This is a genomic window from Luteimonas composti, from assembly GCF_042678665.1.
GTDB classification, from domain to species: Bacteria; Pseudomonadota; Gammaproteobacteria; order Xanthomonadales; family Xanthomonadaceae; genus Luteimonas; species Luteimonas composti.
In genome coordinates this window covers 22,843-35,164 of sequence record NZ_JBHTKU010000005.1, presented here as the reverse complement: position 1 = coordinate 35,164, position 12,322 = coordinate 22,843, and the positions used below count along the sequence as shown (strand labels likewise).

General features: G+C 70.1%; 9 protein-coding genes and 2 tRNA genes. 8 read left to right on the top strand and 3 right to left on the bottom strand.

Annotation, left to right across the window (positions count from 1 at the left end; genetic code table 11):
* The first annotated feature begins 17 nt into the window (after positions 1–17).
* The 4 genes from csrA (at position 18) to ACFQ2D_RS14865 (ending at position 2,432) form a co-directional block, all read left to right on the top strand.
* Positions 18–224 (top strand): carbon storage regulator CsrA, encoded by a 207-nt coding sequence (gene csrA, locus ACFQ2D_RS14880; RefSeq protein ID WP_280943476.1) that lies wholly within the window; start codon positions 18–20, stop codon positions 222–224.
* Positions 225–299: 75 nt separating this feature from the next.
* Positions 300–392, top strand: a tRNA-Ser gene (locus ACFQ2D_RS14875).
* A 60-nt stretch (positions 393–452) separates the two neighbouring features.
* Positions 453–529 (top strand) — tRNA-Arg (locus tag ACFQ2D_RS14870).
* A 247-nt stretch (positions 530–776) separates the two neighbouring features.
* The gene (locus ACFQ2D_RS14865; protein ID WP_280943477.1) at positions 777–2,432 is read left to right on the top strand and encodes a hypothetical protein; all 1,656 of its coding nucleotides are present in this window, start codon (positions 777–779) and stop codon (positions 2,430–2,432) included.
* Positions 2,433–2,447: 15 nt separating this feature from the next.
* Here the strand turns inward: ACFQ2D_RS14865 and ACFQ2D_RS14860 are convergent, their stop codons facing one another.
* Positions 2,448–3,149: a class I SAM-dependent methyltransferase gene (locus ACFQ2D_RS14860; protein WP_386795702.1), complete on the bottom strand. Its 702-nt coding sequence runs from the start codon at positions 3,147–3,149 to the stop codon at positions 2,448–2,450.
* A gap of 524 nt (positions 3,150–3,673) precedes the next feature.
* Between ACFQ2D_RS14860 and ACFQ2D_RS14855 the strand changes: the two genes are divergently transcribed.
* Positions 3,674–4,786, top strand: a complete 1,113-nt coding sequence (locus tag ACFQ2D_RS14855; protein WP_280943479.1) for a glycosyltransferase family 4 protein — start codon at positions 3,674–3,676, stop codon at positions 4,784–4,786.
* A 12-nt stretch (positions 4,787–4,798) separates the two neighbouring features.
* Here the strand turns inward: ACFQ2D_RS14855 and ACFQ2D_RS14850 are convergent, their stop codons facing one another.
* Positions 4,799–6,058 carry a pyridoxal-dependent decarboxylase, exosortase A system-associated gene (locus tag ACFQ2D_RS14850; RefSeq protein WP_280943480.1) on the bottom strand — a complete coding sequence of 420 codons (1,260 nt, stop codon included), beginning with the start codon at positions 6,056–6,058 and terminating at the stop codon, positions 4,799–4,801.
* Positions 6,059–6,404: 346 nt separating this feature from the next.
* On the opposite strand from ACFQ2D_RS14850, the gene ACFQ2D_RS14845 reads away from it, so the two are divergent.
* From ACFQ2D_RS14845 to ACFQ2D_RS14835, 3 genes are all read left to right on the top strand, one after another.
* On the top strand, positions 6,405–7,964 hold the full coding sequence (locus ACFQ2D_RS14845; RefSeq protein ID WP_386795701.1) for a hypothetical protein: 1,560 nt from the start codon (positions 6,405–6,407) through the stop codon (positions 7,962–7,964).
* On the top strand, positions 7,946–9,781 hold the full coding sequence (locus ACFQ2D_RS14840; protein ID WP_386795700.1) for an FG-GAP repeat domain-containing protein: 1,836 nt from the start codon (positions 7,946–7,948) through the stop codon (positions 9,779–9,781). Before ACFQ2D_RS14845 ends, ACFQ2D_RS14840 begins: the two co-directional genes overlap by 19 nt.
* 360 nt (positions 9,782–10,141) lie before the next feature.
* Positions 10,142–11,266, top strand: coding sequence for a glycosyltransferase family 2 protein (locus ACFQ2D_RS14835; protein WP_280943483.1), 1,125 nt, complete (start codon positions 10,142–10,144; stop codon positions 11,264–11,266).
* Positions 11,267–11,299: 33 nt separating this feature from the next.
* Here the strand turns inward: ACFQ2D_RS14835 and ACFQ2D_RS14830 are convergent, their stop codons facing one another.
* Entirely contained in the window at positions 11,300–12,301 is a 1,002-nt protein-coding gene (locus tag ACFQ2D_RS14830; protein WP_280943484.1) for a glycosyltransferase family 2 protein, read from the bottom strand.
* Positions 12,302–12,322 lie beyond the last annotated feature (21 nt).

Below are 12,322 nucleotides of genomic sequence, written 5' to 3'. Positions count from 1 at the left end.
CTACGGAGATTTCCAAGATGTTGATTCTGACCCGCCGCGTCGGCGAGACCCTGATGATCGGCGACTCGGTCACCGTCACCGTGCTCGGGGTGAAGGGCAACCAGGTGCGCATCGGCATCACCGCGCCGAAGGACGTGGCCGTCCATCGCGAAGAGATCTACCAGCGCATCCGTCGCGGCGACGAGCCCGAATCCGCACGCGAGTCCGAAACCGACGGCAATTGATTTGCCGCGGCGGCCGCGACTCCGGTATCCTTCCCGGCCTGTCGTGCGCAGCGCGCTGTCGCACGCGGTACACCCGGAGACTTGCCCGAGAGGCCGAAGGGGCTCCCCTGCTAAGGGAGTATGGGGTCAAAAGCTCCATCGAGGGTTCGAATCCCTCAGTCTCCGCCAGTTGCAACGGGATGATTGACGCGCGTCGTTCATCTCTTCATAATTCCGCTTCTGCACGACGCGCCCGTAGCTCAGCTGGATAGAGCACCAGGCTACGAACTTGGGGGTCGGAGGTTCGAATCCTTCCGGGCGCGCCAAATCAACCGGCCAATGGCCGGTTTTTTTGTGCCTCCGCGTCGGATATCGGAGTCTCGACCCCGACGCCACGTTTTCCGCGGGACGCCGTTCCGCCGCCGCCGTGCGGCACTTCCCGGTTCACCCTGGTGCGCCGTGCATTCATGGGCGGGAAGGGAAGGCGCCCATGGGCGGGGGGTAAGATGCGCGACCGTGGGCCGCAGCCGTGGCCCGGGACAGGGGGTCCCGTTCCACTCGGAGTCTTGCCGCATGCCTCGTCCCCTGTGTCGCGCCGCCCTCGCCTGTGCCGTGCTGGCACTGCCCTCGTTCGCGTTCGCCGCGACCTATACCGTCGGCCCCTCCGGTCGCCAGTACACCCAGCTCTCCGCCCTGGTCGACAACGTCGACCTGGAGCCGGGCGACGTGGTGCTGGTCGATGGCGGGACCACCTACAACGGCAACATCGTCGTGCGCAGCGCCGACCGTGGCGCCCCCGGCAACCCGGTGACCTTCCGCTGGAACCGCTCCACCGGCTCCACCCGCCCGGTGCTGAGCGGCGGCTCGCACACGATCAAGTTCCAGCAGTCCAACCATGTGGTCTTCGAGGGCTTCGACGTGCGCGGCGGAACCTCGTCGTGCATCTTCAGCGAAGCGCACGACGTGACCGTGCGCGACACCATCGTGCGTGACTGCCCCTCGCACGGCATCCTCGGCGCGGACAACAATTCCGGATCGTTCACGCTCGAGTACAGCGAGATCTACAACGCGGGCGCCGGCACCCACCGCCATCCGATCTACATGCAGTCCGACCAGGTGGCGTACCCGGGATCGGTGTTCCTGATGCGCTACAACTACGTGCACGACGGCAACGGCGGCAGCCTGCTGAAGAACCGCCACGAGCGCGCGCTGATCTACTACAACTGGTTCGAGAACTCGGCCTACCAGGAACTCGAGCTGATCGGGCCGGACTGCGAGACCCAGCAGTCGGGCTGGACGCCGAACCTGCGGCGCGAAGACGTCGACCTGGTCGGCAACGTCATCGTGCACACCTCTTCGTGGCGCAACGCGATCCGGACCGGCGGCGACCTCAACGGGCGCAACCAGGGCCGCCTGCGCATGGTCAACAACACCATCATCTTCAATCGTGCGGGCATCGCCAATGCCGTCCTGGTGCAGCTGGGCCAGGAGTCGATCGAGATGCACAACAACGTCATCTACAAGACCAGCGCTCCGTCGGAACTGAACGTGCTGCGCGTCCATGAGGCCAATGAGGTCGAGACGCCCTACTGCGCGCCGACCAGCCGCGAGCCGTGGACCAGCGGGCGCAAGGTGGCCGGTTCCAACAACTGGATACAGTCCTCCGCGGCGCTGGTGCCGGGCGAGCTGACCGGCACCGTGCGCGGCAGCGATCCGGGCTTCGCCAACGTCGGCCAGCTGCAGCTGCGTCCGACGGCGAACAGCCCGCTGGTGTCCGCGGGCAATCCGCAGCCGCCGTCGCCGTCCGCCTTCCCGTTCCCGTCGCCGCTGGCGCTGCCGCAGTTCGACCCGCCGCTGCGGGCCAAGCTGGCGATCGGCGGCCAGGTCGCGCGCGTGCCGGGCGCGCGGATCGATATCGGTGCGCTGGAAGCCCCCGGCGGGGCTGGCGGCGCCACCCGTCGTCGCAATGGTGCGCAGCCGCTGGCGCCGGCAGGTGCGTCGGGTGCGTCCAGCGCACCGGCACCGGCGCCTCAGCAACGTCAGCCGGCCGCCGCGCCGCGGAGTTCGACACGGGACCAGCAGGCCGCCGCACCCACGCCCACTTCCCCACAGCGATCCGCCAGCGAGCTGCGCCACGTGCGGATCACTCCGCCGGTGGTGGCGCTATGGCAGCGCTGGATGCGCTGGCTGTCCAGCGATCCGTTCGGAACGGCGACGTCGCGCCAGTAAGGCGGTCTGCGCGCGTCAGCCCTCGCGACGCGCAAGGAACAGCGGGTAGGGCGCGGTCTCGACCAGGCCCAGCGCGCTGCCCGCGACCTCGAACACCCCATTGACCATGTCGACGATGTTGCGACGCGCCTCGAACGGCGGGTCGTAAAAGGCTTCGCGCCGCAGGATGCTGAAGCCGTGGCGCTGCAGCAGCGCCGCGGCGTCGGACGCATCGTGGTGGCGGATGCCGGGCGTCGGATGGCGGTCGCGCTCGCGCTGGCCGCTCAGCCGCCGCCACATGCGCGGCAGGAACTGGGAGGTCTTGGTGGCCACGACCAGATGGCCGCCCGGGCGCAGCACGCGCCGCAGTTCGGCCACGTAGGCCTCGTCGTCCGGCACGAAGGGCAGGACCACGATCGAGAGCACGATGTCGAAGCTGGCGTCCTCGAAGTCGACGCCGTCGGGCCGGCAGCGGTCGAATGGGATCGGCGCGTACTGCTGGCGCGCGAAGTCGACGCGGCGCTGTTCGACGTCCACGGCGTGGATGTCGGGATGCGTCTTCGAGGCCGCCCAGGCGATGTCGCCCCAGCCGAAACCGTAGTCGAGCACGCGCCCGGGAGGGAGATCGCGCAACAGCGCGAGCACGGCGCGATGCCGCCGGCGCTGGTGGGCGTCCTGCGGCGCGTCCCGGTAGAAGTGGCTGGGAATGTCGCTGCTGGCGCGGACGGGTTCGATCACTGCATCCATCGGGTTCGATTCGTTGTGGCGAGTGCGCGGCGAAGGACCGCGCCGGCAGGGCTGGAGTCTGCGTGCTGATACGGCTTAAGCAGCCAGATTCGGCCAGTCCGTCGTGGTCGCCGAGCGCTCATCGCACGCGCCGCGTCGGAACCGGATCGCTGCGGCATTCAGGCGCGCATGGCCGATCGTGCTGCCATCCGCCGTTTCAGTTTCTGTTCGCCAGCCTGTCGCTGTCTTCGGCCGCACGCTTACGGCGTCATTCCACTGAACCGGATTCCGAATGAGCGTTGCTGCCTCCACCACCCATGGCCCGCTCCCGGGTCAAGCAAGGACGATCGTCGATGGGCTCGACCGGGCGTGAGGCCTGGTCGGTGGCGCAGGCGGCCGGGCCGGTGGCTTCGGCGGCAGGCGCTGGCCCTCCGCTTGCCCGGGTGGCATGGCGCCCGGGCCTGCGCCGCGCGGGCACCCGCGCAGGCCGCGCGCGGTCGGGGGCGGCACGCCTGCCCGGCGAAGGCGGCGCACCGATGAAGGTGCTGCACCTGACCCTCTCCTACAGCCACGGCGGCCGTCGCGAGGCGATCGGCGCGTTGGCGCAGGGCCTGCGCGAGCTGGGCGTGGTCAGCCACCTGGGCTGCCTGGACGACTTCGGTTCCGACGCCAGCGACCACGCCCTGTTCCAGGGCACGATCAACCTCGGCCGGCATGGCCTGTTCGACCGCTTGGCGCTGCGTCGGCTGCGCGAGTACTGCCGCGAGCACGCGATCGACGTGGTGCATGCGCACGACGCCGCCAGCGAGGCGATGGCCGCGCTGGCGATGCCGCGCGGCGGGCCTGCGATCCTGATGAGCTTCCATCGCACGCGCGACCTGGAAACGGCGCGTTTCCGCGACCGGCTGCGCAACGCGGTGGTGGGGCTGCGTGTCGGCGCGGTGGTGACCGCCTCGCGGGAGCGGCTGCGACACTACGTCGAGCACAACTATGTGCCCGGCGCGAAGGTGTCGTGCATACCGCTCGGCATCGACCTGGAGCGCTTCCGGCCCGACCCCGCGATGCGCGCCAGGACCCGCGCGCTGATCGGCGCGGCCGACGACACCCTCGTGGTCGGTACCGTCGGCCACTTCGGCCCGGAAAAAGGCGTGGACCTGGCGATCAGCGCATTCCAGGATTTCCTGCGCCGCCACCCGGCGCGCGATGCGCGGTTGCTGGTCCTGGGGCGGGGCGATGCGGCGCAGGAAGCGAAGATGCGCGCGCTGGCCAACGGCGAACTGGGCGACCGGATCCACTTCGTCGGCTTCCAGCCAGACCCCGAACACTGGTTTCCCGGTTTCGACGTGCTGCTGCACGGTGCGCGCGAAGAAGCCTTCGGCCTGGTGCTCGCCGAGGCGCAGGCCTGCGGCGTGCCGGTGGTGGCCGCGCGCGTCGGCGGAATTCCCGAAGTCGTGCTCGACCGCCAGACCGGGCGCCTGGCGCCCGTGCCCGAGGTCGACGCGCTCGCCGACGCGCTGCAGCAGCTCAGCGCGAGCAACGCCTACCGCGGCGAACTGGCGCGCCAGGCGATCGAGCACGCGCGCCACCAGTTCAGCCGCCAGCGTTACGCCGGCGAGTACCTCGCGGTCTACCGCCGCCTGCTCGGCTAGGCCGCGCCCGGCTCAGACGAGGGCCTCGGCCACGTCGGGGTGGCCGAGGAAATCGCGCGGACTGGCCGTCCGCCCATAGGCGCCCGACTGGAACACCACCACCAGGTCGTCCGGCGCGGCGTGGGCGAGTTCGACGTCGTCGCCCAGCAGGTCCAGCGGCGTGCACAGCGGCCCGACAACCGTCGCCTTTTCGGTCCCGGCGCCCCTGCCGTTGACCGCGATCGGGTAGTTGCGTCGCATCACCTGGCCGAAATTGCCGGACGCGGCCAGGTGCTGGTGCATGCCGCCGTCGGTGACCAGGAACACCTTGCCGCGCGACAGCTTGCGGTCGAGCACGCGGCACACGTACAGGCCGGCCTCGCCGACGAGGTAGCGTCCCAGTTCCACCACCAGGCGCGCCTGCGGGCCGAAGTCCGACGCGGCGCGCGCGGCAAGGCCGTGCAGCGAGTCGGCAATGGGTGCGAGATCCAGCGGCTGGTCGCGATCGCTGTAGGGAATGCCGAAGCCGCCGCCGAGGTTGAGCCAGCGCAGCGGCGCAGGGAACCGGTCCAGCCAGGTCCTGGCCAGTTCGTAGCTCTGCTGCTGCGCTTCGACGATGGCGTCGGCGCGCAGGTTCTGCGAGCCGGCGAAGCAGTGGAAGCCCTCGAACGCCAGCCCCGCCGCCGCGATGCGCTCGAGCATGTCGGGCACCTGGTCGGCATCGACGCCGAACTGCTTGGCCCCGCCGCTCATCTTCATGCCCGACGCCTTGAGCTCGAACGGCAGGTTGACCCGGATCGCGACGCGCGCGGCCACGCCATTGCGGTCGGACGCGCGCGCGAGGATGTCGATCTCGCGGAACGATTCGAGGTTGACCAGGATGCCCGCGGCCTGCGCCTGCCCGAGCTCGGCCTCGCGCTTGCCTGGCCCGGCGAAGCTCACGTGTTCGCGCGCCATGCCCGCATCGAGCGCGACCCGCAGTTCGCCCGCGGACGCGACGTCGAACCCGTCGACATGGGCGCGCATGCACCCGACCAGCGCCGGCATCGGATTGGCCTTGATCGCGTAGTGCAGCAGCACCTCGCGCGGAAATGCCTGCCGCAGCGCCTGTGCGCGCTCGGCCAGGCGCGTGCGGTCGTAGAGGTAGCAGGGCGTGCCGCCCACCTCGTCGACCACCTGCGACAGCGGCCTGCCGGAGACCAGCAGTTCCCCGCCGCCCGAGCGTGGCCAGCGCGCCGCCGGACCTGCGTCACTTTTTGCCGTTTTTGGCGCCTGCAGGTCCGCTTCCGTCATGTCTTCAACAAGCTATTGATTTGCAATAGGATACGCCGATTCCGGAGTGGCCAGGCCGCCGCCGGCGTGCGGCACGCTGTCTGGTTCGCCGACCACAGCTTGTGACGCGCTGCCCAGAGTTGTCAGCCGCCACAGGGGGCCGGAAACGCAACCCTATACTCCAGCCGGCCAAAACGGGCCTCGGCCCGTGGCTGGACGACAGGGTGCTGACCACGCCCCGCCGGAGACCCCTTCGATGCCTGCGATTGACGCCGTTCGCCGCCGAGTACTGCCTTTGCTGCAGTCGCTGACGCTTTGCGTCGTGCCGGCACTCGCCAGTTGTTCGGATACCGTCCCCGCCGCCGGGGTGGCTGCCGCCAACGCCGCCGCCGCGGACACCCGGGATCTTCCCGCCGTCGACGTGCCGGCGCCGGCGCCCACCGCCATCACCCTGACGCCCAACGGAAAGGTCGAGTCACGCGAACTGGTCACGCTGGGCGTCCCGTTTCCCGAAGGGGAGCTGGGCGACGCCGGTCTGGTGCGCGTGCTCGACGGCGATGGCAACGAGGTGCCGGCCTTCGTCCGGCCCACGCTGCGCTGGCACTGGAAGGACGACAGCATCCGCGCGGTCAAGGTCCAGTTCGAAGCCGATCCGCGCGCCAGCTACCGCTTCGACATTTCCCGGCCGCGCACCCGGTCGATGGACGAGCGTCCGGTCGACGAGGGCACGCGCCCCGGCAAGCTCGACGCGCCAGTGCCGCGCGTGCTGGCCACGCTGGATCCGGCGTGGCTGGTGCGCTCGGGCATCGCCGGCCCGCAGCTGGTGCACGACCGCAGCCGCGCCTACGACCGCTATATCGACGCGCAGTGGGCCTGGGCCGAGGATGCCCCGTACGTCGGCGCGCACGCCTTCCTGTTCGATCGCGCCTCGGTGATCGGCCTGCAGTACGTGCGCAGCGGCCGTCCGGACCGCTTCGCCGAGTTCTACAACTCCGCCACCTTCTACCTGTCGAAGATCAAGCGCGGCGGCAACGGCGGCGGCTGGCCGGACTGCACCGGCGGATGGGAGTTCGACGGGGTCAACGCCTGTGATCCCAAGTACAGCTACGTGACCCCGCACCTGCTGCTCACGGCGCTGGCCGGCGACGACACCCGCCTGGACGCGACCACCGTCGCGCACATGGCGGACAACCAGTTCAAGGGTGGCTGGAGCACGCCGATGGGTCCCTACACCGGCGGCGGCCAGGCCTGGACCGAGCGCCAGGTGGGGTTGGGACTCGAGCACCTGGTCTCGTCCTTCGAGCTCACAGGCTCGTCGCAGACGCGCAGGCGGATCCTCGACATCGTGGGCTGGCTGCACGACCACCAGCAGTCGCCGCCCGGCGGCGAGGCGGCGACCGGTGCCTGGACCCACTCGTGGCAGGCGCACGAAGGTGCCGACTACGACGCGGCCACCGACGTGCGCGGCGCCTCGCCGTGGATGAGCGCCAACCTGGTGGGCGGACTGTGGCGCGCCTGGCTGGTCACCGGCGATGAACGCATCCCGGTGATGCTGCGCGACTTCGGCCGCTACATCGAACAGCACGGCTTCGTGCCCGACGATCTCGCCGGCAACTGGCGATCGACCTGCAACGCAGGCGGCACGATCGGCTGGTACTTCTCATCGGGCCTGGCGCCGCGCGAGCGGATCGTCGGAATCCAGGACAGCGAAGGCTGGGGCTCGGACGCCCACAACCCGGAACTGCTGATGGTGGTCGCCGCCGCGCGCCACTTCGACACGGATCCGGAATGGCGGGAGACCTTCTCGCGGCGCGCCGAGCGGCTCGCCAAATACCTCAATCGCGAATGCGCGGCGGTTTCGCACACACCGCGCGCATTCAACTGGCAAAACCGGAACCCGGAGTTCACATGGCTTCTCGCGCAATGACCCGTCCCCGCGCCCTGGCGCTGGCCCTCATGTGCGCCTGTGCAGGCGCCTGCTTCGCTGACCAGGGCGCAGCGAGCGCGCCGCGCATGTCCGCCGCGGCCGCGACCGTGAAGGCGGCGGGCCCGCTGAGCTTCGTCAACGAAGCCTCGCAGCGCGTGGATTCCATCCCCGACTCGCAGTACCGCTTCGACGCGCTGTTCGTGGACTTCAACAGCGACGGCTGTCCCGATGCCTTCGTGGTCTCGCACAGCGACCTGGGCGCGACCTCGCGCCTGTGGAACAACCGCTGCGACGGCAGCGGCACCTTCCAGCACGTGCCGAGCAGCCAGACCAACCACTTCATCAGCGGCTCGCCCTACATCTCGGGCTGGGTCACGCGACTGGATTTCAACGGCGACGGCAAGCAGGATTTCTGGGGCCGGCATGGCGGCCAGATGAGCGGGCGCTACCGCAACGGGTCGAGCAATGGCGCGCGCATCCCGCGCTTCGCGGCCAAGGAGAACGGCTGCGAGGGCTACTGCGCCTTCGGCGACATCACCGGCAGCGGCAACCTGGAACTGGTGACCGATACCCGGCAGGTGTCGAGCATGTCCGGGCAGCAACTGCGTCCGGCCTCGGGCGCAAGCGCCTACCAGGTGGTGGGGGACGTGACAGGGGATGGCTGGCCGGACATCGTCCAGCCCGGGCGTGGCGGCTACTGGCGCAACGATCGTGGCACGCTGACTTGGGTGGCAGTGGCTGCTTTCGCTCCCGGCCGGAACATGCAGATGCTGCTGGCAGACTTCGACAACGACGGCGATCTCGACCTGTTCTATTTGGATGGCGAGCAGTTCAGCTCCAGCAGCCGCGGCTCGCTTTACCGCAATAATGGTTCGGGCGGTTTCGCCGATGTTTCGGCTGCGTCGGGACTAGCGAACATCCCCGTCAGCGACTACGGCAACATCATCGCCGCCGACTTCGACAACGACGGCTGGCAGGACCTGATGGCCGCCGGCGTGGGCGATTCGGTGCGGATCTACCGCAACAACGGCAACATGACGTTCACCGCGTCCACCTCCACCAACTTCGGCCCGGCCTCGGGCACCGGGGCAGGCGGGTGGCAGGGCGGCAAGCCCCGCGCGGACGTGGCCGATTTCGACAACGACGGCCGGCTGGACATCGTCAAGACCCAGTTCCAGACCAACCTCGGCCTGTGGCGCAACACCACCAACACCGACGGCAACCGCTGGATGAAGGTGCGCGTGCGCGGCACCTCGGGCAACAGCGACGGCGTGGGCGCGAGCGTGCGCTGGTACCGCCCCGGCACCAGCCAGCTGATCGCGCACATGCCGGTGCTGGTCGGCGAGCAGCATCCGCAGACCCACCTGCATACCGGCCTGGGCAACAACGCGACCGTGGACCTGGAGGTGCGCTTCCCCAACGGCGGGCCGACGCATCGCTTCGCCAACGTCGCCAGCAACCAGGAGATCATCGTCTACCGCAACGGCTGCAAGATCGACAACTGGCGCCCGGGCAGCGGCTGGCCGCTGACTGCGCCTTCGAACTGCTCATCCTCCGGTGGCGGTGGCGCGACGCTGCGTCGCAACGGCGCAGCGCCGCTGGCCGCGACGCCCGCCAGCGCGTCCGGACAGGCGGCGACCGCGCCGGCACCGGCGCGCGTCGTGTCCGCAGGCCCGCAGCCGGCTGCTTCCGCGGCTGCGCCGGCCCCCATCGCCACCTCGTCGCAGCCGCGGCAGTTGCGGATCACCCCGGCGGCGCTGGTGCTGTGGCGCCGCTTCCAGGGCTGGTTGCGCACCACGTTCGCCGAACTGAGGTAACGCACGGCCACGAACGGACGCCGTCCAGCCGCGCACCGGCCCGACCCTTCGGTCCCGGCGATGCGTGCCCGGGACTCACGTGCATAGCGACGCACCCCACGGCGCTGGTGTCCAGCTGGTCGACACGGCCTGTCTCGCAGCTGCACACCGTTGCCAGGCGCCCACGCGCAATCCAGGGGCGTGGCCGGAAACCCCGCAGGCCTGCGTTAGCACTGGGGCAGGGGGCCGGGATTTCGCGTCCGCCGATCCGCCGGGCTTGCTGACCGGCCGCCCGGGCACCGCCGACGCGCGGTGCATCGGCCTGCAGCCCGCCGCGTGCGGTATTCCCGTCAATCCGGTGCGGCGTCGCCGCGGAGGTCCATGTTCGCCATCGTCGTGTTCTGGGTGGCCGCAGGCTTGCTGGCCTACACCTATGCGGGCTATCCACTGCTGGTGATGGCGCAGGCGCGTATCCGTCCCCGGCCGGTCCGGCGCGGCGAGGGCCTGCCGACGGTGACCGCGGTGATGGCGGTCTACAACGGCGCAGTCGAGCTCGCGTCCAAGCTCGACAACCTGGCCGCGCTCGACTACCCGCCGCACCTGCTCGACATCGTCGTGGTCTGCGACGGCTGCGGCGACGCCTCTGAAGAGATCGCGCGCGCGCATCGCGGGCGGCCGGTCACGGTGATCGCGCATACGCAGCGCCGCGGCAAGGCTTCGTGCCTCAACGACGGCGTCGCCGCGGCCCGCGGCGAGCTGCTGCTGATGATGGACGTGCGCCAACGCCTCGAACCCGACGCGCTGCGTCGCCTCGTCGCCTGCCTGGACGATCCCGCCGTGGGCGTGGCGGCCGGCGAACTGCGCTTCGAGGATCCGGATACCGGCTTCGCCGCCAGCGTCGACGCCTACTGGCGCTACGAGAAGGCGATCCGCCTGGCCGAAAGCGCCAGCGGGTCGGCGATCGGCGTGAGCGGTGCGCTGTACGCAGTGCGTCGCGCGCTGTTCCCGGAGGTGCCCGCGGGCACCGTGCTCGACGACGTGTACGTGCCGATGCAGGTCCTGCGCGCGGGCCATCGCGTGGTGCTGGAATCCGGCGCGGTGGCCTGGGACCGGCCTTCGAGCAGCAGCGCCCAGGAGCGCGGACGCAAGCTGCGCACGCTGGCCGGCAACTTCCAGCTGGTGGCGCTGGCGCCGTGGCTGCTGGTGCCCGGGCTCAATCCGGCGTGGCTGCGCTTCGTCAGCCACAAGCTGCTGAGGCTGCTGTCGCCGTGGCTGCTGCTGCTGCTTGCCGGCGCCAGCCTGGCGCTGGCGTGGCAGCACTGGTTCTACCTGCTGGCGGCGGCGGGACTGGCCGCGTTCGTGCTGCTGGTGGCGCTGGCCGCGGCGGCACCGCCGCTGGCGCGGCTGTTGCCGGTACGCATCGCCGCGGCGTTCGCGCACATGAACCTGTTCGCCGCGCAGGCGCTGTTCACCTGGCTCGGCAACCGCCGCCTGCACCTGTGGTGAGCGGACGCGCCGGGCTTCGACCGGCGCGGGGAATCAGCGCAGCTCGTGGCTGAGCTGGGGCGGCACGCCGCCGGCCAGCAACGGACGCGATGCGCCATCCGGATCCGGCAGCGGATCCCAGTCGCGGCAGAACAGCTTCTTCGCCACCTGGGTGGCGCGGTTGGCGATGCCGATCGGCGCGCCGAGCCAGCGCGACACCAGGAAGGCCTTGCGCCGCACCACCCAGTTGTACATCGACTGCTCGGAATAGAACCGGTAGCCCCAGCGCCGCTCGAACAGCCGCGAGGACGGACCGGTCAGCTTCGGACCCCAGCGGAAGAAGAAGAAGCGCATGTCCGACAGCGCCATGCGCGTGCCGAGGTTGTCGAAATGGATCACCGACCGCGGCTCGACCACCATGGTGCGGCCCATCGCGGCGACCTGCAGCGAGATGTCCAGGTGCTCGCGGATCACCATCGAAGGCAGTTCGATACGCTTGAACAGCTCGCCGTCGAACAGCACGCAGTGCAGCTCGAAGGTGCCGGTGAGGGCGCGTTCGGTCGGGATGTCGGGTACTTCGGTGCGGCGCAGGTGCTTGTGCTCGATCAGGTAGGGCGTGCCCTCCACGTCGACCACGCGGATCTCGCCGGTGTACAGGTGGTTGCGCAGCGGCGCGCCGCGGTCCACGCCCTCGCGCTCGAGGATCAGCGGCGTGACCACGGCGTGTCCGTCGCCCAGCGCCGAGAGCAGCGGCGCCAGCCAGCCCTCGGTGACGCGCGAGTCGTTGTCCAGCAGCACCACGGCCGGGGTGTCGACCAGCGGCTGCGCCTCGCGCAGCGCATCCATCGGCGTGCGCAGGCCCAGCTCGAAGAAGCGCACTTCGGCACGTCCCTCGAGCTGGCGACGCACCGGCGCGATCACCGCTTCGGGATAGTCCAGGTCCATGATCCACAGCCGGAACGGCTGCGGCGTATGGCGGTAGACCGCCTCGACGCATTCGTCGAGCCCCGTGTAGCGGTCGCGGGGCGTGATGATGATCGTGACAACCGGATCCATCGTGCTTCCTGGTGTGGCGAT

Coding starts and splice junctions, on each gene's coding strand:
- csrA (WP_280943476.1), top strand. CDS start 18: ATGTTGATTCTGACCCGCCGCGTCGGCGAGACCCTGATGATCGGCGAC.
- ACFQ2D_RS14865 (WP_280943477.1), top strand. CDS start 777: ATGCCTCGTCCCCTGTGTCGCGCCGCCCTCGCCTGTGCCGTGCTGGCA.
- ACFQ2D_RS14855 (WP_280943479.1), top strand. CDS start 3,674: ATGAAGGTGCTGCACCTGACCCTCTCCTACAGCCACGGCGGCCGTCGC.
- ACFQ2D_RS14850 (WP_280943480.1), bottom strand. CDS start 6,058: ATGACGGAAGCGGACCTGCAGGCGCCAAAAACGGCAAAAAGTGACGCA.
- ACFQ2D_RS14840 (WP_386795700.1), top strand. CDS start 7,946: ATGGCTTCTCGCGCAATGACCCGTCCCCGCGCCCTGGCGCTGGCCCTC.
- ACFQ2D_RS14835 (WP_280943483.1), top strand. CDS start 10,142: ATGTTCGCCATCGTCGTGTTCTGGGTGGCCGCAGGCTTGCTGGCCTAC.
- ACFQ2D_RS14830 (WP_280943484.1), bottom strand. CDS start 12,301: ATGGATCCGGTTGTCACGATCATCATCACGCCCCGCGACCGCTACACG.